The organism is Rhizobium sp. 0TCS1.26, assembly GCF_050455525.1.
GTDB lineage: Bacteria > Pseudomonadota > Alphaproteobacteria > Rhizobiales > Rhizobiaceae > Neorhizobium.
In genome coordinates this window covers 205,130-230,292 of record NZ_JBCIYV010000003.1, presented here as the reverse complement: position 1 = coordinate 230,292, position 25,163 = coordinate 205,130, and the positions used below count along the sequence as shown (strand labels likewise).

At 64.3% G+C, this 25,163-nt stretch carries 10 protein-coding genes; 5 read left to right on the top strand and 5 right to left on the bottom strand.

The window, feature by feature from the left end; genetic code table 11:
- Position 1: 1 nt before the first annotated feature.
- The 4 genes from AAIH46_RS15145 to AAIH46_RS15130 form a co-directional block, all read right to left on the bottom strand.
- Positions 2–1,699, bottom strand: coding sequence for an ABC transporter ATP-binding protein (locus AAIH46_RS15145; RefSeq protein WP_430306795.1), 1,698 nt, complete (start codon positions 1,697–1,699; stop codon positions 2–4).
- Positions 1,699–2,847, bottom strand: coding sequence for an ABC transporter permease (locus AAIH46_RS15140; protein ID WP_430306794.1), 1,149 nt, complete (start codon positions 2,845–2,847; stop codon positions 1,699–1,701). The genes AAIH46_RS15145 and AAIH46_RS15140 overlap by 1 nt, the downstream gene beginning before the upstream one ends.
- Positions 2,844–3,830 carry an ABC transporter permease gene (locus AAIH46_RS15135; protein ID WP_430306793.1) on the bottom strand — a complete coding sequence of 329 codons (987 nt, stop codon included), beginning with the start codon at positions 3,828–3,830 and terminating at the stop codon, positions 2,844–2,846. The genes AAIH46_RS15140 and AAIH46_RS15135 overlap by 4 nt, the downstream gene beginning before the upstream one ends.
- 72 nt (positions 3,831–3,902) lie before the next feature.
- Positions 3,903–5,840, bottom strand: a complete 1,938-nt coding sequence (locus AAIH46_RS15130; protein ID WP_430306792.1) for an ABC transporter substrate-binding protein — start codon at positions 5,838–5,840, stop codon at positions 3,903–3,905.
- A gap of 165 nt (positions 5,841–6,005) precedes the next feature.
- On the opposite strand from AAIH46_RS15130, the gene AAIH46_RS15125 reads away from it, so the two are divergent.
- Positions 6,006–6,689, top strand: coding sequence for a GntR family transcriptional regulator (locus tag AAIH46_RS15125; protein WP_430306791.1), 684 nt, complete (start codon positions 6,006–6,008; stop codon positions 6,687–6,689).
- Positions 6,690–6,703: 14 nt separating this feature from the next.
- Here AAIH46_RS15125 and AAIH46_RS15120 read toward each other — a convergent pair whose 3' ends face one another.
- Positions 6,704–7,429: an EAL domain-containing protein gene (locus tag AAIH46_RS15120; protein ID WP_430306790.1), complete on the bottom strand. Its 726-nt coding sequence runs from the start codon at positions 7,427–7,429 to the stop codon at positions 6,704–6,706.
- 673 nt (positions 7,430–8,102) lie between these two features.
- Here AAIH46_RS15120 and AAIH46_RS15115 point away from each other — a divergent pair.
- From AAIH46_RS15115 to AAIH46_RS15100, 4 genes are all read left to right on the top strand, one after another.
- Positions 8,103–9,527 carry a TolC family protein gene (locus tag AAIH46_RS15115; RefSeq protein WP_430306789.1) on the top strand — a complete coding sequence of 475 codons (1,425 nt, stop codon included), beginning with the start codon at positions 8,103–8,105 and terminating at the stop codon, positions 9,525–9,527.
- Between the two features lie 467 nt (positions 9,528–9,994).
- Positions 9,995–21,604, top strand: coding sequence for a BapA/Bap/LapF family prefix-like domain-containing protein (locus AAIH46_RS15110; protein ID WP_430306788.1), 11,610 nt, complete (start codon positions 9,995–9,997; stop codon positions 21,602–21,604).
- 84 nt (positions 21,605–21,688) lie between these two features.
- Positions 21,689–23,956, top strand: coding sequence for a type I secretion system permease/ATPase (locus AAIH46_RS15105; protein ID WP_430306787.1), 2,268 nt, complete (start codon positions 21,689–21,691; stop codon positions 23,954–23,956).
- Entirely contained in the window at positions 23,953–25,149 is a 1,197-nt protein-coding gene (locus AAIH46_RS15100; protein WP_430306786.1) for an HlyD family type I secretion periplasmic adaptor subunit, read from the top strand. Before AAIH46_RS15105 ends, AAIH46_RS15100 begins: the two co-directional genes overlap by 4 nt.
- The last annotated feature ends 14 nt before the right edge of the window (positions 25,150–25,163 follow it).

Sequence of the window (25,163 nt, the reverse complement as noted above, 5' to 3'; positions counted from 1 at the left end):
ATTATCCGTTTACTGGAACAGTGGGCGCGACATATCGGAAACGATTCTGGATACGGCGGTCGCGGGGATCGGGATGCGGAATGGCCGAGAGAAGGGCCTTCGTGTAGTCGTGGGTCGGACGGTTGACGACCTGATCGGTGTCGCCGGCTTCGACGATGCGGCCGCGATACATGACGGCGACGCGGTCGCACATGTAGCGGATGACCGACATGTCGTGGCTGATGAACACGTAGGAGAGGCCTAGCTCGTCCTGCAGCTTCATCATCAGATCGAGCACCTGCGAGCGCAGCGACACGTCGAGAGCTGACGTCGCCTCGTCGGCGACGATCAGCCTCGGCTTGACGGAGATGGCGCGGGCAATGCCGATGCGTTGCCGCTGGCCGCCCGAAAACGCATGCGGATAGCGTTCGCGCCAGGCGGGCTCCAGTCCCACCTGCTGCATCAGTTCGGCCACCCGATCATCGAGCTCCTTGCCGCGCATGCCGGCAAGTTTCAGCGGCTCGGCGATGATCTGCCCGACGGTCTTGCGCGGACTGAGCGAGCCGACCGGATCCTGGAAGATCATCCGGATCTCGCGGCGCAATTCCTTCAACTGCGGCTTGTCGGCGGCTCGAAGGTCGATCGTGCTGCCGTCCGCGCGGCGATAGTTGATCTCGCCGGCTTGCGGGTCGTAGATACGCAGGAGGCAGCGTCCCATCGTTGTCTTGCCGGAACCGCTCTCGCCGACCACACCGAGGGTCTCGCCGGGCCTGACAATCAGCGATATGTCGTCGACCGCCTTCAGCCCGGACGGAAAGCTCAGCGACATGTTGCGAACCTCGAGCAGCGGTGCTGCGTCGTCAGCAATCTCGGCGCGCTTCAGGCGGATCTCAGCCTTGCGTTCCAGCCGGACAACGGAGCCGATCAGCCGCTTGGTGTAATCGTCCTTCGGCGCGTGAAACACCTCGTCGACGGTGCCGTGCTCCATGACCTTGCCGCGATACATGACGAGCACCTCATCGGCGATTTCCGCCACCACACCCATGTCGTGGGTAATGAACAGCACCGCCATGCCGTGGCTCTGCTGCAGCCGCTTGATGAGGTCGAGGATCTCTGCTTGCGTCGTGACGTCGAGCGCCGTCGTCGGCTCGTCGGCGATCAGCACCTGCGGGTTGCAGGCGAGCGCCATGGCGATCATCACCCGCTGGCGCATGCCGCCGGAAAACTCGAATGTGTAACGGTCGATCGCGGTCTCGGGCCGTGGGATCTCCACCTGGCGCAACAGGTCCAGCACGCGTTCGCGTCGCTCGGCCTTCGGCGTGCCGAAATGGATGCGCAGCGATTCACCGATCTGCTCGCCGATCCGGTGCACTGGCGACAGCGAACTCATCGGCTCCTGGAATATCATCGCGATCTCGCGGCCACGCACGTTGCGGATCTCTTCGCCGCGTGGATTGAGCTTGGCGAGTTCGACATGACTGCCGTCCTGTCGGGTCAACAGGATCGAACCACCCTCGATCTTGCCGGGCCTGTCGACGATCTGCAGGATCGAGCGGGCGGTCACCGACTTGCCGGAACCGCTTTCGCCGACGACGCACAAGGTCTTGCCGCGCTGCAGTTCGAAGGACACGCCGTCCACTGCCTTGAACACGCCGGTGCGCGTCTTGAAGTAGGTGCGGAGGTCGTCGACCTTGAGAATGGTGTCGTTGGTCATGCTCATCAGACGGACTCGTACGGGTCGGCGGCGTCGCGCAGTCCGTCGCCAAGGAAGTTGAGGGAAAGGACCGCGATGACGATGGCGGCCGCCGGCGTGAACAGCAGCCACGGCGCCTGCGCCACGGCCCGGATGTTCTGCGCCTCCTGCAGCAGCACGCCCCAGGAGATGATCGGCGGCTGAAGGCCGATGCCGAGGAAGGACAGTGCGGTTTCGGCAAGGATCATCGTCGGGATGGCAAGTGTCACGGTGGCAATGATGTGGCTCATGAACGACGGCACCAGATGGTGAAAGATGATGCCGATTTCGCTCATGCCGTCGAGCCGCGCGGCGGTCACGAAATCCTCGTCGCGCAGCGACAGGAACTTGCCGCGCACCTCGCGCGCCAGACTGGTCCAGCCGAGAAGCGAGACGATCAGCGTGATGACGAAATAGGTCCTGAGCGGCGGCCAGCCGACCGGGATGGCGGCCGCGAGGCCCATCCACAAGGGGATCGTCGGGATCGACCGCAGCAATTCGATGATGCGCTGGATCACCATGTCGACCCAGCCGCCGAAGAAGCCCGAAATGCCTCCGATGGCAACGCCAAGGACGAGGCTCATCAGCACGCCGACGAGGCCGATGGAAAGCGAGATGCGCGCGCCGTGGACGACGCGGGAGAAGATGTCGCGGCCGAGGCGATCGGCCCCCATGATGTAAAGGCTGTCGCCCGGTTTGGCATTGACGAGACCGAACAGCTTGGTCTCCATCGGAATGAAGCCGAGCATGTCGTAGGGCGCTGCCGGCACGAAGAACCCGACGGCCAGCGGCTTTGCCGGATCCGCCTCAAACTCGCGCCGCATGCTTTCCTTGTTGAGCGTCATCTTAAGCTGGTCGACATGCGGCATGAAGGCGCCGTCATGCATCAGCGAGAGCCCCTGCGGCGGCGCATAGGTGAACCGAGCATTGGTGGCGTTGGGATCAAGCGGCGCGATGAAATCGGCGAAGGCTGCGATCAGGTACATGCAGCAGATCACCACAAGGCTGACCAGGGCAATCTTGTGCTTCTTGAACTTCAGCCAGAACAGCCGCCACTGGCCGGCCACCGCGATGTTCTTGTCGCGCAGGTCAAGCTCCGCCTCTGTCTCGGGGGGAAGATGGGTGATGTCGGTCATGTCAGTCTAATCCGCGGATCGGTCATGGCCAGCAGGATGTCGGAGATCAGCGTGCCGATGATGGTGAGGACGGAAATCAGGAGGATCAGCGAGCCGGCGAGATACATGTCCTGCGCCAGCAGCGCTCGCAGCAGCAGCGGACCGGTGGTCGGCAGGCTCATTACGACCGAGACGATGATCTCGCCGGAGATGACGGCCGGCAGGATCCAGCCGAGCGTCGAAATCAGCGGGTTGAGCGCAAGCCGCACCGGATAGCGGACAAGAAGCTCAAATTCGGACATGCCCTTGGCGCGGGCGGTGGTGACATAAGGCTTCGACAGCTCGTCCAGCAGGTTGGCGCGCATGATGCGCACCAGGGCGGCCAGAGATCCAAGGCCTATGACGATCACCGGCAACCACACATGGTTTGCCAGATCAAGCAGCTTGCCGAAGCTCCAGCCGGCATCGACGTATTGAGGCGAGAAAAGCCCGCCGACGCTCTGCCCGAAATAGACCGACATCACGTACATCGCCGACAGCGCCATCAGGAAGTCGGGCACTGCCAGGAAGAAGAACGCGAGAAAGGTGACGACATAATCGGAAATCGAATACTGGCGAACTGCCGAGATGATGCCGATCGGGATGGCGACCGCCCAGACGAAGCAGAGGGTCAGGAGCGACAGCATCAGCGAGAAGCCGAGACGGCTCCAGATCAGTTCGGTGACCGGCTTGCCGAGTTCGAACGAGATGCCGAAATCGCCGTGCAGCAGAATGCCGGCCATCCACTTGTAGTACTGGAAGTACATCGGCTGATCGAGGCCGTAGCGCTCGCGCATGGCGGCAACGGTTCCGGCCTCGACGGCGCCGCCCTGGCTCGCCCAGTCCGCCATCAGTGTCGTCAGGTAGTCGCCCGGCGGCAGCTGGATGATGATGAAGGCGATGATCGAGACGGCAAACAGTGTCGGAATGGCGAACACCAGCCGCTTGGCGATATAGCGAAGCATGTCAATGACCGTTGATTTTCACGGAGAAGAGCCTGGCCGGAAGCGCTGACGCTTCCGGCCCCGGTGTGCGGCCTACTTGGCCTTGTCGAAGTACCACTGCGACAGCGTCGGCGCAGGGTGCCAGAGGTTGCCCGTGATCGGGATGCCGTCGACGACGTTCTTCAGGTCCTTCGACACCATCATGTATTTCGGCATCGGCCGGGAAATGCCGATGTTGAGGAAGTTCTCCGCCGACAGGGTCAGGAACTCCTTCATCTTGGCCTTGCGGTCTTCGTCGCTGACGGATGCATTGACCTTGTCATAGGCCGCCATCAGCGCCTTGATGTTTTCCGGCGGCTCCTCGCCGGTGGCCGGATTGGCGTACCATTCGGCCCAGCGCACGGCAAAGAAGATGTCGGCCTTCTGGAACGGCATGTAGCAGCGCGGATCGGTGTAGACTTCAGACAGGCCGCCGACGCAGTTCCAGATATAGGCGTCCTGCTCGTTGGCGCTCCACATGGTGTTCAGGCGGGCGCGGTCGGTGGTGCGGATCTGGATGTCGATGCCGACGTCCTTGGCGTATTGCTGGACCATCTGCATGACGTCCGGATAGGACAGGCCGAAGACATCGGCGACCATGAAGTTGATGGTGAAGCGCTTGCCGGTCTCGTCGAGACGGAAGCCCTCGCCGTCCTTTTTCGGCATCAGCTTGTCGAGTTCGGCATTGGCAGCGGCCGGATCGTACTCCGTATACTGCGTCGCCTCTTTCTCGTTGAACAGCTCGTGCTCCGGCTGCACGGCAACCTGCGCCGGGGCGCCCTGACCGACGTATACGAGATCGATGATCTCCTGCCGGTTGATCGCCTTGCTGAGGCCGATGCGGAAATCCTTGTTCTGGAAGATCTTCCGCTTCACCGGGTCGTTGGAATTGAGGTTGAGCAGGATGACAGCGTCATTGGCCGGCAGGTCCTTGACGTCGACGAAGCGGTAGTTGCCGCTTTCCTGGCCGTCGAAGAGGACAGACTTGAAGGTGGAATTGTTGATGTGGCGGAAGGCGAAATCGAACTCGCCAGACGTCATCTTCAGCGCCATCAGCTGCGGATCGTCAAGCTTTGCCCAGGTGACGTTGTCGATGTAGGGCAGCTGGTTGCCAGCAGAATCCACCTTCCAGTAGAAGGGATTGCGCTTGGCAGCGACCCGCTCGCCGTCGGCATAGGGCACCGTCAGGATCCACGGATTGAGGGTCGGCAGCTCGAGGTTCTGCCAATAGGCGGGCTGGAAGGTCAGCGAGATCTTCGAGTTGAACAGCGACACCCAGTCGCTGACGGCCGGATTGGCCTTCAGCAGCGCCGGAATGCCGTCCTTGTTGTACTTCTCGTGGAACTGGCTGAGATAATGCTTCGGGTAAATGACTGGTAGGTGGCCCTGGCCATAGGCAAGCTGCTGCAGGAACAGGCCATAAGGTGCGTCGAACTTGAACTCGACCGTCTGCTCGTCGACCTTGCGCACCTTCACCGGCTTGCCGGCGACCGTGAATGTCGGGTTCTTGGCCGGCGATAGCGCCGGGTTCATGAACACGTCCTCGTACCAGAACATGATGTCATCGACGGTGAACGGCTGGCCGTCGCTCCACTTCAGTCCCTTGCGCAGGGTGAATGTGTAGGTCGTCGCATCGTCGGAGGCGGTGAAGCTCTCGGCCAGGGACGGTTCGACCTTGCTCCACTTCGGATCCCAGCGAACGAGAAGCTCGTTGGCGATGGTGCGGGTCAGGTTGTACTGGTCGCCATTGGCGAGGATCGTCGTACGCAGCGTGCCGCCATACTTGCCGACTCCATCGACCATGGTTTCGACGAAGGGTTTCTCCGGCAGCCGTTCGGCGACAGCCGGCAGAGCGCCGGACTTGACCTGCTCTTCGAGCACCGGTGCCTGATGGTAGGTCTGGGCGAACGAGGCGCCGGCCAGACCGCAGATAAGAATTCCTGACAGGCCCGTCGACAGGACGAGACCGCGCAGCGTGCGCTTGTGACTCATGTAATTTCCTCCACTCCTCAGAGTGCCCGCTCCTCAGGCACCTCCCACGGTCTTGCCGTCCGGATGCACGGAAGTTTTCAGATCGTACATTATTTGTCAACAAGGGTGTGCGAAATGGATCAATTCGCACTTGGCAGCGCACCCACGCTTCGGCTAGAAAAGGCTATGAGCACGATTGTTCCATTGCTGCAGGCCGACGATACCGATCCGGGCGAAGCCTCGATCTACGAGCGCATTCGCGACGACATCATCCAGGGGCGGCTGGCTGCCAACGCGCGGCTGAAGGTGGCCGAGCTTGCCGAGCGGATGGGCACGTCGACCAACCCGGTGCGCGAGGCGCTGCAGCAGCTGCGCGGCGAAGGTTTCGTGGTGATGATGCCGAACCGCGGCGCGCGCGTGCGGCCGATCGACGATACGTTCGTGCGGGACATTTTCGAGATCGAGGTGCTCATCGAGCCGGCCCTGACCCGCTGGTTCGTCAGTCTGGCGACGAAGGCGGACCTGCAGGCGCTGGAAGAGGTACAGGCCGAGATCGAGGCGCTGAACTTTGCCGACCCGCAGAAGCATTCTCAGCTCGACATGACCTTCCACCGACTGATGTACGACCGGCACTACAACCGCCATGCGGTCGATCTATGGTGGCGTCATCGCGAAATCCTGTCGGCGATCAGCCGTCAGTTCCAGACCTCGATGAGTCGCCAGGCGAGCATTCTCGCCGAACACCGCGAACTCATCCGTTGCATTTCGAGACAGGATGCCGACGGTGCGGCCAGGATCATCGCCCAGCACGTCGAGGGTTCGGGCCGGCACATCATCGAACACATGCGCCTCAACCAGCGCCGGGACTGAGGCAAGCCGAACCTTCAGCAGTCCGCGTCGCGTCTCGTCGGCGGCGTGACCAGGCCCGACCTCGCCGCATTGAAGACCGGGAAACGCTCGATCTGCGGACGCGCCAGCAGATAGCCCTGCATGAAGCCGATCCCGAGGCCTTGCAGCACTTCCACCTGTTCGACGGTCTCGACGCCTTCGGCGACAACAAGGATGTCCAGCCGCGAGCAGCACTCGACGAGGCCATCGATGACCACCCGCCGCGCCTCGCAATAGCAGATGTCGCGGATCAGGCTGATGTCGATCTTGATGATGTCCGGCTTCATGCTGACCAGAGTCTGCAGCCCATTGTAACCTGCACCGAAATCATCGAGGGCAATCAGGACTCCCCTCTCCCGCATCGGCGCGACCAGCGCGCGGATCGCCTCGACATCCTCCATCACCGAGTTCTCCGTAAACTCGAAGATCAAGCGATCCGGAGACATGCCGAGCCGCTCGGCGAACTGGAAGGTCTGCTGCAGGCCATGATGCGGGTCGAGGACCGAGGCAGGCGAAATGTTCAGGCTGACCGGTGTGTGGTGGTCGTATGAGATGGCCAGTTGAAGCGCCCGCTCCCGGCACAATGCCTCGAAGACGAAGAGGTCCTCGGCCGCCACCTTGGCGAACAGCGGCGCCGCCGTGTGCGTCTGCAGGTCGCGCGCGAGCGCTTCCTGAGCAAGGGTGGCGCCGGTAACGACGTCGATGATCGGCTGGAATGCCATCGTGAACTGCGGAAAACGCGCAAGATCCAGACCGGCGTGAAGATCCGCCGAAGCCGCCGGTTTCAACCTACCTGACGTAACCTTGTGAATCTCGTGCGACCGTCCGATCGAATATCGCGCACCCCTAACGCGCGAGTCTGACGAACCCTGTCTCATCGTTTACCTGCTCTCCATCGCGTCGCCGGCGCCCCGAAAATTGCGTCCCCGCAGCCAGCCTACGCGATTCGCTGCAACTCCTAATAGACTCATTATTGTTAGATTTTACTAATCTGACGAGCCTGCTCGATGTTGTATGGTTAAAGAATTTCCTAACCGCAAACGCCTGTATCTACTGCGATTGTTGAACAATCCTACCGCCGTGGCAGATGGATTCCTCCACCACATAAACCTTCACCATGACACGCATGGGTGGATCAGCTCCAATCTTCCGTCGCCACCCTCACCCGATCTTCAGGATCGACTGCCCGGACGGCGCAACCCGACGCGCCGGTTGTAGCTGCGCGCAACCTTCGGCGTCGGAGGAGGCGCTCATGCTACATGATGAATAAACCAGAAGGTTGCGTCGAATGCGAATCAAATATATTAGCCATCCCTGTTGTTGATAAGCGTCAGCCAGCCGTCCGTGTTTGCATAGGCCGGTGCCAGACCTCATTTTCTGGTTCAGGGAGCCTTCATGCAATCGACTGCCCGCTTGATCACTCTCGGCGTCCTGGCCATCGCGTGCTCGGCACAAGTCTCATGCACCCAATCGACGGCCGAAGAGCCCTTCGCCGGCATCGTCCCCACTTCCGCCGCTGCTCCCCCCGCGATGAAGACCGCGGCGGGTGAGGCGCCGAAGAAGGTCACGGATGTCACGTCAGCCGTCAGGCAGGCAGTCAACTGGCACCCGAAGATTGCAGAAGCCGCAGCCCGCGCCGGCCAGCAACGCGAGGCGATCAACGAGGCGAAATCCGGCTATCTTCCCTCCGTTGGCGGAGGCATCGGGTTCGGAGCAGAAACCGGCGACAACCGAAGCTGGTCGCCGAAGTTCAATCTTTCCGCTTCGCAGATGGTCTACGACTTCGGCAAGGTGTCGAACCGGATCGACGCGCAGTCCGCCGTCTACGACGCCAGACAGGCAGAGCTGCTGACGACCGTCGACGAGATCATCCGCGACGTTGTCATCAGCGCCGTCGAAATCCTGCGCAACGGCGAGCTTGCCCAGGTTGCAGAAGACCAGATCAACGACGTCCAGGCGATCGAGAGGCTGGTGGAGGCGCGTACGGATCGCGGCGCCAGCACGCGTTCGGACAAGCTGCAGGCAGAAGCACGCGTACAGGCCGCACAGTCGACCGCGCTTGAGCTGTCGGCCCAGAAACAACGCTGGCAGTCGATGCTGGCGACGGTGACCGGTTCGACCGTGCCGCCACAAATCGGCCGATCGCTGCCGAAGCCGGTAAGCCGGGCGTGCGGCTCGGCTGCACCGATCTGGAACAACGTGCCGGCGGTGATTGCCGCGAGATCGCGAATGACGGAAGCCGAGGCACGGCTGAGGCTCGCCCGCTCCGAAGTCCTGCCGACCGTTGCGCTCGAAGCATCGAGCCAGTTTGACATCCTCGACGGCAACAGCGATCCGGATTACCTGGTTGGCCTGCGGCTGCGCGGCGACCTCTACAACGGCGGCGCCTTCAAGGCCCAGCAGAATGCCGCACGGCTCGGCGCTCAGGCCGCGGCATCCGCCACCGCTGCCGCAACCTACGACGTACAGAGGATATGGCTCCAGTCCGCGACGCAGGTCAGGAGCCTCGAAGCGTTGCAGAAGTCGCTTTCCACGCGCGAAGTCATGATGCGTGAAACCCGCGATCTCTACCAGAAGCAGTTCCTCGATCTCGGAACCCGGACGCTTCTCGATGTGCTGAATGCCGATCAGGAACTTCACGTCGCACGGTTCGACGAGATCAATACCCGCTACGACCTCTACAAGCTCAATGTGGAATGCGCCTATGCTGCCGGACGGCTGCGCGAGCTGTTCGGCCTCACTTCTGCACCGCAGCATGTGGTTGCATCCGATCGCGCTTCGATCAGCACGGCATCCCGCGTCGCGGCAACGCGCGATTGAGCCGTAGCCCCGTCCGATATGGCGTCTCAGTCTGACACGCCAGATGGCACAGCAGCCGCCCTGATCAGCCAGCCAGACCTCAATCTTTCAGCGCGCGTTTTCGCACACGCGCCATAGATCCGTTCTGACCGGTTGCCGCCGTCGCTCGTCCAAACTCCAGAACAACGCATGAAATCAACCGGTTGTACCGGCTCACCCCATCGCTGTGTCAGCCTGCAACATGTAAGCCTTCAGTTGCAGAAAGCTATTTACAATTGATTTAGCAATCGTGCATATTAGGCATCTCTAACGGTTGATCGCATCGCAGATTGCTTCCAACTAGATGCAACAGGGGGCCGGTGAGATTCGGCGGGATCTCAATCCCGGCTTGCACTGCACTGCAATGGGCAGCGGATATTCGCTGCACGCTGCGGGTGAAAACGATGACCAAGTGCCGGATGACGCGGCACGACAGGCGAGGATAGACCATGGCAGTGATCACAGACAAACAGAGCGGCGCAAGTGTACGGGTCTCGGACCAGAACATCGTCATAAGCCGCCCGAGTACGGTCACTCTATCCCTGGAGCCCGACGACATCCTGTCGATGCGCCGCTCTTCCGACGATCTCATCCTTCAGCTTGATGACGGCCGCACCCTCACGCTGCGCAATTTCTATACAGGCGAAGACGGCGAGCGCAGCGAACTGCTGCTTCAGGATTCGGCCGGCGATGTCTGGGCCGGCCAGTACACCGACAATCTGGCTGATTTCCAGTTCACCGAAGCGGGCGCCGTCGACCAATTGGCGGGCGCCGCAGCCGCAGGCGCTGGCGGGACGTCTGCTCTCGGTCTCGCTCTTCCTCTGGCGATGGCAATCGGTGGCATCGCGGTTGCCGGCGGCCTCGGGGGCGGTTCGGGCGATGGCGGCGGAAACGACGGTGGCACCAGCCCCGGTGGCACCCCCGGCGACGGTGGCACTCTCGGTGACGGTGGAAACCCCGGTGGCGGCGCAGGCCCCGGCGACGGAGGTGGCGATCCGGATCCGAACCCGGGCGGCGATCCGGTTCCCGGCCCGGGTCCAAATCCCGATCCAGACGGTGATACGACCGCACCCGGCACTCCCTTCGTCGCACTCGGTAACGGCGATGGGCTCATCGGCAGCAACGAGATCGTCAACGGCCGAGTCACGGTCACGGTTGGGCTCGCCGGTACCGGCGCGGCTGCCGGCGACACTCTCACCATCAACGGAACAGACCGGCAGCTGACGCAGGCCGACATCGATGCCGGACAGGTGGTCGACACAGTCGCAGCGCCGTCCAACGGCCAGCCTCTTTCCGTCACGACGACACTGACCGATCCATCCGGCAACTCGTCAACGCCGCAAACGATCAGCGCGCTCGTCGACACGGCGGCACCGGGCAGCCCGGTGGTGACACTCGGCAATGGCGACCCATTGATCGGCAGCGGCGAAATCGTCAACGGCCTCGTCACCGTCACTGTCAGCCTTGCCGCAACCGGCGCAGTCGTCGGTGATCGCCTGTCAATCAACGGTGCCGTGCGCACCCTGACGCAGGCCGACATCGACGCCGGCCAGGTTATCGACTCGGTTGCAGCACCCGGCAATGGCCAGCCGCTCACCGTGACGACGTTCCTTGCGGATGCAGCCGGCAACGCATCGCCGCCGCAGACCACAACCGCTGTTGTCGACACATTCGCACCGGGCGCTCCGAGCGTTCTCATCGGTGATGGCGACGGGCTCATCAGCACGACCGAAATCGACAACGGCATGGTCACCTGCACCGTCAGTCTTGACGGTACCCGCGCGGCAGTTGGCTACCGGCTGGTAATCCACGGCACGGTCCGCGTCCTCGACCAGTCCCACATCGATGCCGGAGAGGTGGTCACGGAGGTCGCCGCACCCGGCAACGGTCAGTGGCTGACGGTCTCCGCAACGATTATCGACCCGGCCGGCAACGCGTCCCCGCCCGACATCGCGGCCGCTGTGGTGGCCATTTCGGGCCCCGGTACCCCGACCGTCTTCCTCGGAAACGGCGACGCACTGATCGGCAGCAGCGAGATCGTAAATGGCCTCGTCACGGTCACCGTCAGCCTGGCGGGTACCGGAGCGGCAGCCGGCGATCTCCTTTCGATCAATGGCAGCACGCGGACGCTCAGCCAGAGCGACATCAACACCGGACAGGTGATCGAAACCGTCACGGCACCAGCAAACGGTCAGACCCTGACAGTGACCGCGGCAGTGACCGACAGCAACGGCAATACATCGCTGACGCAGACGGTCAGCGCCGTGGTCGATACCGCCGCACCGGGCGCGCCTGTCGCGGCGCTCGGCAATGGCGACGCATTCATCGGCACAAGCGAGATCGTCAATGGTCTTGTTACACTTACCGTCAACCTTGCTGGAACAGGCGCCGCCGCCGGCGACCGTCTCTCCATAAACGGCAATACCCGTACCCTCACGCAGGCCGATATCACGGCCGGACAGGTGATCGAGACCGTTCCCGCGCCTGCCAACGGCCAGCCGCTCAGCGTCACCACCTCGCTGACGGATGCTGCCGGCAATTCGTCGGTTCCGCAGACGGTGAATGCAACGGTCGACACCGCGACGCCTGGAGCCCCCGTCGTGGCGCTCGGCAACGGCGACAACCTGATCGGCACCAGCGAAATCGTCAACGGCCTCGTCACCGTCACCATCAATCTTGCAGGCACGGGCGCGGCCGCCGGAGACCGGCTGTCGATCAACGGCAGTACCCGGACGCTGACGCAGTCCGACATTACCGGCGGCCAGGTCATCGAAACCGTCGCTGCGCCCGCCAATGGCCAGCAGCTCAGCGTCACCACCTCGCTCACCGATCCGGCCGGCAACGCGTCGGTGCCGCAGACGACGACAGCGATCGTCAACACATCCGGTCCCGGTGCCCCGAGTGTCACGCTCGGCAACGGCGACAACCTGATCGGCACCAGCGAAATCGTCAACGGACTGGTCACTGTCACCGTTAACCTTGCAGGTACGGGTGCCGTCGCCGGCGATCGCCTGTCGATCAATGGGGCTCTCCGGACGCTCACCCAGGCCGACATCACCGCCGGCCAGGTGGTCGAAACCGTTACCGCTCCCGCCAATGGCCAGCAGCTTTCCGTCACCACGACACTCGCGGATTCCGCCGGCAACACGTCCGCCCCCCAGACGGTGAGCGCCACTGTCGATACGAGCGCTCCCGGCGCCCCGGGCGTCACACTCGGCAATGGTGATGCGCTCATCGGCAGCGGCGAGATCGTCAATGGTCTCGTCACCGTCACAGTCAACCTGGCAAGCACGGGCGCCGCAGCCGGCGACCGCCTGTCGATCAACGGCAGCATGCGGACGCTGACACAGGCCGACATCACCGCTGGCCAGGTGGTCGAAACGGTTGCAGCACCGGCCGATGGCCAGCCCTTGACGGTCAGTGCAACCATCACCGATGCAGCTGGAAATACCTCGCTGCCTCAGACGGCGAGTGCAACAGTCGACATTTCCGCCCTCGGCGCACCGGGCGTCACTCTCGGCAATGGCGATGCGCTTATCGGCAGCGGCGAGATCGTCAACGGCCTCGTGACCTTCACCGTAAGCCTCACCGGAACCGGAGCGGCGGCCGGCGACCGCCTGTCGATCAACGGTGTGGCCCGGACCCTCACCCAGAGCGACATTACCGCCGGCCAGATCGTCGACACCATCGCTGCTCCGGCCAATGGCCAGCCGCTCGCCGTGACGGCCACCCTCATCGACCCCGCCGGGAATGTTTCCACACCGCAGACCGCGAGCGCCATCGTCGACATCGCTGGACCGGGCGCTCCCGTTGCCACGCTCGGCAATGGCGATGCGCTCATCGGCAGCAGCGAGATCGTCAACGGTCTTGTCACCGTTACCGTCAGCCTTGCCGGCACAGGTGCCGCGGCCGGCGATCGTCTGTCGATCAACGGCAGCACCCGCACGCTCAGCCAGACCGACATCACCGCTGGACAGGTGGTCGAGACAATCGCTGCGCCCGGCAACGGTCAGACGCTGAGCGTCACGACCACGCTCACCGATCCGGCCGGCAATGCGTCGTCGCCGCAGACTGTCACGGCGACCGTCGACACCACGGCGCCGGGCGCTCCAGTCGCAACGCTTGGTAATGGCGACGCGCTGATCGGCACAGGCGAAATCATCAACGGTCTCGTCACGGTCACCGTCAACCTCGCCGGCACGGGTGCCGTCGCGGGCGACCAACTGTCGATTAACGGCACCACCCGCACGCTGACGCAGGCCGACATCACCGCCGGCCGTATCACCGACACGGTTGCAGCACCTGCCAACGGCCAGCCGCTCAGCGTGACGACGTCGCTCATCGATGCGACTGGCAATGCGTCCGCGCCGCAGACTGTCACGGCGACCGTCGACACGACGGCACCTGGGGCGCCGAGCACCACCATCGGTAATGGCGACGGGATCATCGGCGCTGGCGAGATCGCCAACGGCCTCGTCAGCGTCACCGTCAGCCTTGCCGGCACAAATGCGGTCGCCGGCGACCGGCTGACGATCAACGGCAGCACAAGGACATTGAGCCAGGCCGACATTACCGCGGGCCAGGTCGTCGAAACCGTCGCGGCGCCGGCCAATGGCCAGACCCTGAGCGTCACGACCAGTCTCATCGATCCGGCCGGCAACGCGTCCGCGCCGCAAACCGTAACGGCCACCGTCGACACCGCCGCACCGGGTGCGCCGGTCGCGACGCTCGGCAACGGCGATGCCCTCATCGGCGTGAGCGAGATCGTCAATGGCCTCGTCAACGTCACCGTCAGCCTTGCCGGTACCGGCGCCGTCGCCGGCAATGAGTTGTCCATCAATGGCATTGTGCGGACGCTCAGCCAGGCCGACATCACTGCCGGCCAGGTCACAGCCACGGTGACAGCGCCGGCAGACGGCCAGCAGCTGTCAGTCACGACGGCTCTCACTGACGCCGCCGGCAACACGTCCGCGCCGCAGACCGTGACTGCGACCGTCGACACGACGCCCCCCGGCGCACCCAGCACGACGATCGGCAACGGCGACGGGATCGTCGGTAGTGGTGAAATCGTCAACGGCCTCGTCAGCGTCAACGTCAGCCTTGCCGGAACTGGCGCCGTCGCCGGCGATCGACTGACGATCAACGGCAGCACGAGAACGCTCAGCCAGGCCGACATCACCGCAGGACAGGTCGTCGAAACGGTCACGGCACCCGCCAATGGCCAGACGCTGTCGGTCGTCGCCACCTTGACCGATCCAGCCGGCAATATCTCATTGCCCTCCACGACCACTGCGGTTGTCAGCACCTCCGGCCCCGGAACACCAAGCGTCGCGCTCGGCAACGGCGATGCGCTCATCGGCACAAGCGAGATCGTCAATGGCCTCGTCACCGTCACCGTCAGCCTCGCCGGCACCGGCGCAGTTGCTGGCGACAGCCTGTCGATCAACGGTGTCGCCCGCACGCTGACCCAGGCCGACATCACCGCGGGTCAGGTCATCGACACCGTCTCAGCGCCTGCCAACGGCCAGCTTCTCACGGTCACCGCGACGGTGGTCGATACGAACGGCAACACCTCCCTGTCCGAGACGGTGAGCGCCACCGTCGACACCGCGGCACCCGGCACGCCGGGCGTGACGCTCGGCAATGGTGACGGCCTCATCGGCGCAGGCGAGATCGTCAACGGCCTCGTCACCGTCACCGTCAGCCTTGCCGGAACCGGCGCGGCCGCCGGCGATCGGCTGTCGATCAACGGCAGCTTCCATACACTAAGCCAGGCCGACATCACTGCTGGCCAGGTTGTCGAGACGATCACAGCACCCGCCAACGGCCAGTCGTTGACGGTCAATGCGACGCTTACCGATACCGCCGGCAACACGTCTGCACCGCAGACGGTCACGGCTGTTGTCGACACTGCCGCTCCGGGCACGCCGGTTGCCACTCTTGGCAACGGCGATGCGCTCATCGGCACAAGCGAGATCGTCAATGGCCTCGTCACCGTCACCGTCAGCCTCGCCGGTACCGGCGCAGTTGCAGGCGACAGCCTGTCGATCAACGGTGTCGCCCGCACGCTGAGCCAGGCCGACATCGCCGCGGGCCAGGTCACCGATACCATCCCGGCACCTGCCAACGGGCAGGCACTCAGCGTCACGACCTCGCTGTCGGATCCGGCGGGCAATACGTCCGTCCCGCAGACCGTCACGGCAACTGTCGACACAGGGGCACCCGGCACGCCGGGCATTACGATCGGCAATGGCGACGGCCTCATCGGCACGAGCGAGATCGTCAACGGCCTCGTCACCGTCACCGTCAGCCTTGCCGGCACTGGTGCGGCCGCCGGCGATCGCCTGTCGATCAACGGCAGCTTCCATACGCTCAGCCAGGCCGATATCACGGCGGGCCGGGTGACCGAAACCGTTGCCGCTCCGCCAAACGGCCAGCAACTGACGGTCAGCGCCACCCTTACCGATACGGCAGGCAACGCGTCCGCGCCGCAGACGGCCAGCGCTATTGTCGACACCGCGGCGCCGGGAACCCCTATCGCCACGCTCGGCAATGGCGATGGTCTGATCGGCAACGGCGAGATCATCAATGGTCTGGTCACGGTCACGGTCAGCCTCGCAGGCACCGGCGCAGTTGCGGGCGACAGCCTGTCGATCAACGGTGTCGCCCGTACGCTGACGCAGGCCGACATCACCGCCGGTCAGGTCATCGATACCATCCCGGCACCCGCCAGCGGCCAGACCCTCAGCGTCACCACCTCGCTGAGCGATACGGCCGGCAATACGACCGTCCCGCAGACTATCACGGCGACCGTCGACACCTCCGGTCCGACCGCACCGGGCATCACGATCGGCAATGGCGACGGCCTCATCGGCAGCGGCGAGATCGTCAACGGCCTCGTGACCGTCACGGTCAACCTCGCCGGAGCCGGTGCCGCAGCCGGCGATCGTCTCTCGATCAACGGCAGCACCCGCACACTGACCCAGGCCGACATCACCGCCGGTCAGGTGGTGGAGACGGTCGCAGCGCCAGCGAACGGTCAGCCGCTCAGCGTCACGAGCACCCTCACCGATCCAGCCGGAAATGCCTCCACCCCCGCCACGGCCAACGCTATCGTCGACATCACGGCACCGGGCACGCCGGGCGTTACGATCGGCAATGGTGATGGCCTCATCGGCAGCGGCGAGATCGTCAACGGCCTCGTCAGCATCACCGTCAGCCTTGCCGGCACCGGTGCCGCTGTCGGCGATCGCCTGTCCATCAACGGCGCCCTGCGGACCCTGACCCAGGCCGAAATCAATGCCGGCCAGGTTGTCGAGACACTCGCAGCGCCCGCCAACGGCCAGACGCTTGCGGTCACCGCATTGCTGACGGACGCAGCCGGAAACGGCTCCACGACCGCGACAGCCAGCGCCATTGTCGACATCTCCGCACCCGGGGCTCCGGTTGCAACGCTTGGGAACGGCGACGGCCTGATCGGCAGCGGGGAGATCGTCAACGGCCTTGTCAGCGTCAATGTCAGCCTCGCCGGCACCGGCGCGGCTGTCGGCGACCGCCTGACGATCAATGGCAGCACGCGCACCCTCACCCAGGCCGACATCACCGCCGGCCAGGTTGTCGAGACGGTCGCCGCACCGGCCAACGGTCAGCCGCTGACGGTCACCACTTCGCTGACCGATCCGGCCGGCAACAGCTCGGCTCCGCAGACTGTCAGCGCCATCGTCGACCTGACGGCGCCAGGCGCACCCGGAGTGATCATCGGCAACGGCGACGGGCTCATTGGCAGCGGCGAAATCGTCAATGGTCTCGTCACCGTGAGGGTCAGCCTCGCCGGCACAGGCGCGGCCGCCGGAGATCGCCTGTCGATCAACGGCTCCGTTCGCACCCTGACGCAGGCCGACATCACCGCAGGACAGGTGACCGATACAGTTACTGCGCCGGCCAATGGCCAGCCGCTCGCCGTCACCGCCACGCTCATCGATCCGGCCGGCAACAGCTCCCTCCCCGGCACCGCAAGTGGCATCGTCGACATCACCGCACCCGGCGCGCCAGGCGTTACCATCGGCAACGGCGACGGCCTCATCGGCAGCGGCGAGATCGTCAATGGTCTCGTCAGCGTCGCTGTCAGCCTCGCCGGCACAGGCGCGGCAGCCGGAGATCGCTTGTCGATCAACGGCAACATCCGAACGCTCAGCCAGGCAGACATCGCGGCAGGACAGGTCGTCGAGACGATCACAGCGCCCGCCAATGGCCTGCCTCTCGCCGTCACCGCGACACTGACAGATGCCGCAGGGAACGCCTCCCTGCCGGGAGCCGCCAGCGCCACCGTCGACACGTCGGGACCGGGCACGCCGGGCGTTGTCATCGGCAACGGCGATGGCCTAATCGGCAGCGGCGAGATCGCCAATGGTCTCGTCACCGTAACCGTCAACCTTGCCGGAACCGGTGCGGTCGCAGGCGACCGCCTGACAATCAACGGAGCCACGCAAACCCTCACCCAGGCAGACATCACCGCCGGCCAGGTCATCAACACGGTCGCAGCACCGGCCAACGGCTTGCCGCTCAACGTTACCGCGACGCTGTCCGATCCTGCCGGCAACACCTCCCTGCCCGCGACAGCCAATGCCCTGGTGGATACATCGGGACCAGCCGCGCCAGCCGTGACCATCGGCAACGGCGATGGCCTCATCGGCAGCGGCGAGATCGTCAACGGTCGGGTCGCCGTTACCGTCAGTCTTGCCGGATCCGGTGCAACCGCCGGAGATCGGCTGTCGATCAACGGCAATGTTCAGACGCTCAGCCAAGCCGACATTACTGCGGGTCAGGTCATCTCCACGGTTGCTGCGCCGGCCAATGGACTGCCGCTCGTCGTCACCGCCACATTGACCGATCCGGCCGGCAACATCTCCGCACCGGGGGTCGCGAACGCCACCGTCGACACGGCCGCGCCGCTTGCACCGACCGCCCAATTGGCGGCCGACAGCAACATCGTGGGTGACGGCGTCACCAACCAGGGCACGATCCTCGTCGGCGCGCTGGAAACGGGTGCCACCTTCGAGTACAGCACCAATGGCGGTACGACCTGGCTCCCCGGCACCGGCACCAGCTTCGTTCTGCCGGCCGGCACCTATGCCGCCGGCGCCGTTCAGGTGCGACAGACGGATCTCGCCGGTAATACAGGCGCGCCGGCTTCGCTCGGTGCGACCGTCGTCGATACAACGGCACCCAGCCCGACCCTGGCTCTCGAAGCCAACACCGGCAATCCGGCCGACAACCTCACCACCGACGGGACAGTGCTGGTCAGCAATATCGAGCCCGGACAGAGCTGGCAGTACAGCATCAACAACGGCGCGACCTGGATTACCGGCACCGGCAACAGCTTCGAACTGCCGCCGGGCATCTATGCCAGCGGTGCCGTCCAGGTGCGCCAGGCCGATCTTGCCGGGAACCTCGGAACGGCGGCGCTCGGACCTGTGGAGGTCTTCCAGCTCGATGCAGTCGGCGACCCGACAACCGTCGCCCTCACCGTCACGCCGACGACCTCGAACGTGCCTCCTGCAACCGGCGCTGTCGGTGGGTTGCTGAACCTCGGATTGCTGGGCAGCGCGGTGGACGTCGGGCTCATCAGCAACAACAGCGCCTTCACCTTCGCCATTCCGGACAACACCATCCGTCAGGTCACCATCGACGGAACCGGTACGGCGCTCCTCAACCTGTCGCTGCTCGGCGACGTGAGCTTTGATTTGCAGGTCTACCGCGCCGAACCGGGCAGCACGACGGCAACGCTGGTCTTCGAGCGGGAGAACTGGCTCCAACCCGGCAGCCTGATCAACCCGACCTGGAATGCGGACCCGCTGGTGCTTCCGCAGTTCGAGGGCGGCGGCACCTATTATGTCGTGGTCGCCAATGACGGTGGCTTGCTCAACCTTTCGCTGCTCCAGAGCCTGACGCTCAATACCGTCTCCGATGTCATCACCGACTATAGGAATGGAAGCGGCGGCACGAGCGGCAACGTCCTTGCCAACGATACGGTGCCGACGGGAACCACCGTCAGCAGCATCAACGGCACGACGGTCGCTGCCGGAACCCAGATCGACGGTCTCTACGGATCGCTGGCGATCAATCCGGACGGCACCTACACCTATACGGCCTTCTCGCCGTTCACCGGTACGGATGGTGCCCAGGACGTCTTCACCTATACGATCCGGTCGCCGGATGGCTCGACGAACACCTCGGCCCTCACGGTAACCCTAGACTTCCCCGCAATCGCCCCCGAGCTCCGGATCGCGGCCGACAGCGGCGTGGTCGGCGATGGGATCACCAACAACGGCACCATCCTGGTCGGTGGCCTCGAAGCCGGCGCGGGATTTGAATACAGCCTCGACCGGGGCGTCACCTGGACGGCCGGAACCGGCGCCAGCTTTGCTCTCGCCCAAGGCACCTATGCCGACGGCGCAGTGCAGGTGCGGCAGGTGGATACCGACGGCACCCGCGGTGCCGCGGGCTCGCTCGGTCAGCTGACGGTCGACACCACCCCGCCGCCCGCTCCGGTCATCGGCCTTGCCTCCGATACCGGTGCGATCGGCGACGGGTTCACCAGCAACGGCACGGTTGCCGTCAGCGGCATCCAGGGAACCACCTGGGAATACACCGTCAATGGCGGCACCACCTGGAGCCTTGGCACCGGAAACAGCTTTGTCCTGCCTGTGAACACCTATGCGGCCGGTGCCGTGCAGGTGCGCCAGACTGACGTTGCCGGCAATCCCGCCGCGACAGCACTCGGTCCGCTGACGGTCTTCAACCTCGATGCGGTGAACAACACCAACACAGTCGGCCTGTCGGTCACGCCGACGTCATCAAGCCCGGCTCTGCAGACGGGGCGGGTTGGTGGCCTTCTCAACCTCGCGCTGGTCGGCAGTGCCATCGATGTCGGCGTACTGAGCAACAACAGCGCCCTGACCTTCGCTGTTCAGGAGAACACAACGCGTCAGATCAGTCTCGACGGATCGGGCTTCGGTCTGTTGAACCTTGGATTGTTCAGCGACGTCAACTTCGACCTGCAGGTCTACCGGGCCGAGGCGGGTGCGACCACGGCAACCCGCGTCTACGGTCTGGACAACTGGCTTGTCGGCTCAGGCGGCATTCTCGGCGCGAACTGGGATGCCAATGTCGTCACGCTGCCTCGTTTCGAAGGTGGCGGCACCTATTACGTGGTGCTCGGTAACAACGGCGGCCTGCTCAACCTGTCGCTGCTCGGCGGCCTCAGCGTCAGCACGACGTCCGATGTCATCAACAACTACCGCAACGTCAACGGTACGGTGGGCGGCAATGTACTGACGGACGACATCAGCCCGGTCGGCACCGTCGTCTCGGCAGTGAACGGTCAGGCTGTCGGCGCGGGAAGTCAGGTCAACGGCCTCTACGGGACGCTGACCATCAATCCGAACGGCACCTACAGCTACGCCGCAAACTCGCCCTTCACCGGGTCGGATGGTGCTCAGGACGTCTTCAACTACCGGATTACCACGGCCGACGGATCGACCGACACCGGTACGTTGACGCTAACGCTGGACCACCCGGGCGTGCCGCCGGTCGCCACTGTCACCGCGTCCCTGTTCCTCAGCGATGCCATCGCCCTGGACATGTCCGGTGACGACGCCAGCGCGGCACTCAGCGCGGACGACAGCCATGACACGCTGGCGATGCATGCGCGGACCTTCTCCCTCGACGCCGTAGGCGACGGTGGAGACGGCTCGACTGCTGACGGAACTGGTGCGGACGGCTTCGGAGCAGATGTGGTCGTGGCAGACGGAACCAGTACGGACGGATCCGGTGTCGAGGCGCTCACCTTCGACCTCTCCGGAAGCGATTCCATGGAGATCGATCTGTCCGGGCTCGACAGCCTCGACAACCATGGCGAAGCACCGGCCGAAACGCCGGAACTCGCCTCGGCGGATGTGCCGACCGTCCAGCCGACAGAGCTTCCGGACCCGGCACCGATCGATCCGTTCCAGCCGCTCCACCACCAGGACGACCAGAACCATCTGCCGGTCGTCTGACAATCGGCTGCCGGCCTCCTGCCGGCAGCCACTCCTCCGCGCAGAGCCGCTCTCTGCCGGATCCTTCGCGGGGAATGACACATCATGGATCAGACGATGCCAGCCGACGTGAACGGCAAGACTGCAGCGAGCATTCCAGCCGACGCCTGGGTCGAAGTGCTTGGATGCCTGGCACAGCGTCTCGGCATTCCGCATTCGAAGTTCGCGGCCTCGTATTTCGCCATCGCCGAAGAGGACGTCCCGCCGATCCAGCGCATCGAGCGGCTTGCCCGCCGGTTCGGCATCGACATCCGGGCCGTGGAGCCGTCAGCGGCAAACATCAGCAGCCGGCGGCTGCCGATGTTGGTCCAGCTGTCGGACGGTGCAGTCGCTCTCATCGTGTCGGCCGACGAAGACCATGTGCGGCTGATCTTCGGCGGCGACAACGGCCAGTGGACGCGCGTCGCCCGCTCCGACCTGCGTGACCGTATCGTCTACCTCATGGTCGCCCGCGATGCGCGCGAGGGCAGCGACGGCCGCCTAGACCCGGCGCTGGCGGTGGAAAAGGACGGATGGTTCCGGCAGCTGGTTCTGCGGGACCTGCGACCCTATGGCTATGTACTCGTGGCAACGCTGGTGGCCAACCTCCTGTCGCTCGCCGGCGTCATCTTCTCGATGCAGGTCTATGATCGCGCCGTGCCGGCACAATCGGTCACGACGCTCACCGTCCTGTTCAGCGGCGTCATGCTGGCGGTCGTCTTCGACTTCTTCATGCGTCGGGTGCGCACGGCAATCATCGACGTCGTCGGCAAGCGCGCCGACATCAAGGTCTCCGACCGCGTCTTCGGCCATGCCTTGCGGGTCAAGAACCAGCACCGGCCGAAGGCCACCGGCACCTTCATCTCGCAGCTGCGCGATCTGGAGCAGGTCCGCGATCTCTTGACCTCGACGACTGTCTCGGCCGTCGCCGACCTGCCGTTCTTCCTGATCTTCCTGGTGTTGTTCTGGTATATCGGCGGCATCCTGGTCATCATCCCGGCGGTGGCGCTCGTCCTGCTCGTCGCGCCTGGCCTGCTTGCCCAGCGGAAGCTGAAAAGGATTGCCGGGCTGGCCATGAAGGAGTCCGCGCTGCGCAACGCCATGCTCGTGGAGTCGGTTCAGGGCTTCGAGGATATCAAGGCGCTACAGGCAGAGCCGGTCTTCCAGCAGCGCTGGAACCACTTCAACGCGGCCAGCGCCGATGCCAACATGAAGTTGCGCACTCTCACCAACAGCCTGTCGAGCTGGTCGCACTCCGTCCAGACGAGCGTCTTTGCGGTGATCGTCTTCTGTGGCGCGCCAATGGTCATGGCCGGCGACCTGACGACAGGCGCACTCGTCGCCTGCTCCATCCTCGGCTCGCGCATGATCGCGCCGATGGCCCAGATGGCGCAAATCCTCAGCCGCTACCAGCACGCCAAGCTGGGTCTGAAAAGCCTCGACAGCATCATGAAGCTGCCGACGGATCATCCGGACGCCGAGCGTCGGATCTCGGTCAGCGGGCTGTCCGGCCATTACCAGTTCCGGGCCACGGCCTTCCATCATGGGGAGGCGACAGGTCGTCCCGCACTGGTGCTCAACAGCTTCACCGTCGAACCCGGCCAGAAGATCGCCCTGCTCGGCAAGAACGGCGCGGGGAAGTCGACGCTGCTGATGGCGCTCTCCGGGATGATCGAACCGGCATCGGGAGAGGCGCTGGTCGATCATCTGTCGATCGCCCACATTGACCCAGAGGATCTGCGCCGGGATATCGGCATCGTCATGCAGCAGTCGCGACTGTTCTACGGGACCATCCGCGAGAACGTCCTGCTCGGCGCACAGGATGCGCCGCAGTCGGCATTGCTTGAGGCTCTGTCGATCACCGGGGCGGACGAATTCATCCGACAGCTTCCGAACGGCCTCGACCACATGATCGAGGAAGGCGGTCGCGGTCTCTCCGGCGGGCAGCAGCAGGCCTTGCTGCTGTCGCGGCTGATCATCCGCGATCCCAACATCGTCCTTCTCGACGAGCCGACGGCCTCGATGGACGAGGCGACCGAGCGGCTGTTCATCAGCAGGTTCGCCGCCTGGAGCAAGGGAAAGACAGTCATTGTCGCCACCCATCGCATGCGCATGCTCGACCTCGTCGAGCGGGTCGTGGCGCTGGACGCCGGCCGTATCATTCTCGACGCTCCGAAGGCCGAGGCCCTGGCGAAACTGCGCGGCACATCCGCGACGGAAGCGGCCAAGGAGGTGCTTGCCGCAAGTAAGACATCGGCTGCGAACACCGACACGATCAAACCGGCGAAAGTCCGAAAGCCGGCGGCATCCCGGAACAAGGCGACAGCATCATGACGATCTTTGCAGACGCATCCAGGGGCGACGACTGGCTCTACGGCGGCGATGATCAGGTGCGGCTGTCGCGCGCCGTAACGGTCGTCAAGCTGCTGGCCCTGTTTGTCGTGGTGGGACTGCTGTGGGCGTATTTCGCTGTTCTTGACGAGGTCTCGACCGGCTCCGGACGCGTCGTGCCGATCCGCAAGGAGCAGATCGTCCAGTCGCTGGAAGGCGGCATCATCTCGGCCATGCACGTGCGCGAGAACGAGGTCGTCGAGGCGGGCCAGTTGCTGGCGCAGCTCGACCCGACGATGACCGCTTCGAACGTCGGCGAGTCGACCGCCAAGTATCGTGCGTCGCTCGCCAGCGCGGCCCGGCTGACTGCCGAGGTCAATCAGCAGCCGTTGAGGTTCCCCGCCGAACTCGATGCCTTCCCCGACCTTATCGCCAGCGAGACGCAGCTGTTCGAGGCCCGCAGACGCAACCTCGACGAGACCCTGTCGTGGATCGCCACATCGACCGGACTTGTCCGGGAGGAACTCGAGGTAAACCAGAGCCTGTCGGACATCGGTGCTGCCAGCTCCGTCGAAGTGATCCGGCTGAAGCGTGAGCTTGCCGAGCTTGAGCTGAAGAAGGTCGAGACGACGGCGCAGTATCTTGTGCAGGCGCGGGAGGAGCTGGCCAAGGCCAATGCCGACATCGCTTCGCTCAGCTCGGTCATCGACGGCCGGAACGACAGCCTGGCGCGTCTGACGATCCGCTCGCCGGTGCGCGGCATCGTCAAGAACATCGAAGTATCGACCATTGGCGGGGTGGTGCCGCCGAACGGCAAGCTGATGGATATCATCCCGCTCGGAGACCAGCTGCTGATCGAGGCGCGCATCTCGCCGCGCGACATCGCCTTCATCCATCCCGACCAGAACGCGACCGTGAAGATCACCGCCTACGACTATGCTGTCTACGGGGCACTGGAAGGCAAGGTGACGACGATCTCGCCGGACACCATTCTCGACGAAGCGGATCCGAAGAACCACTACTACCGCGTCTTCGTCGAAAGCGAGAGCGATGCGCTGGTGAACAAGGCGGGTCGGCGCTTTCCGATCGCGCCTGGCATGATCGCAACCGTCGACATCCAGACCGGCGAGAAGACCGTGCTCGACTACCTGATCAAGCCGTTCAACAAGGCGCAGGAGGCGATGCGCGAGCGCTGAGCCTATGTCGCCCG

Bases quoted from the DNA above. Each gene is read 5' to 3' on its own strand.
- AAIH46_RS15135 (WP_430306793.1), bottom strand. From the start codon at position 3,830: ATGCTTCGCTATATCGCCAAGCGGCTGGTGTTCGCCATTCCGACACTG.
- AAIH46_RS15100 (WP_430306786.1), top strand. From the start codon at position 23,953: ATGACGATCTTTGCAGACGCATCCAGGGGCGACGACTGGCTCTACGGC.
- AAIH46_RS15125 (WP_430306791.1), top strand. From the start codon at position 6,006: ATGAGCACGATTGTTCCATTGCTGCAGGCCGACGATACCGATCCGGGC.
- AAIH46_RS15130 (WP_430306792.1), bottom strand. From the start codon at position 5,840: ATGAGTCACAAGCGCACGCTGCGCGGTCTCGTCCTGTCGACGGGCCTG.
- AAIH46_RS15115 (WP_430306789.1), top strand. From the start codon at position 8,103: ATGCAATCGACTGCCCGCTTGATCACTCTCGGCGTCCTGGCCATCGCG.
- AAIH46_RS15110 (WP_430306788.1), top strand. From the start codon at position 9,995: ATGGCAGTGATCACAGACAAACAGAGCGGCGCAAGTGTACGGGTCTCG.
- AAIH46_RS15145 (WP_430306795.1), bottom strand. From the start codon at position 1,699: ATGAGCATGACCAACGACACCATTCTCAAGGTCGACGACCTCCGCACC.
- AAIH46_RS15140 (WP_430306794.1), bottom strand. From the start codon at position 2,847: ATGACCGACATCACCCATCTTCCCCCCGAGACAGAGGCGGAGCTTGAC.
- AAIH46_RS15120 (WP_430306790.1), bottom strand. From the start codon at position 7,429: ATGGCATTCCAGCCGATCATCGACGTCGTTACCGGCGCCACCCTTGCT.
- AAIH46_RS15105 (WP_430306787.1), top strand. From the start codon at position 21,689: ATGGATCAGACGATGCCAGCCGACGTGAACGGCAAGACTGCAGCGAGC.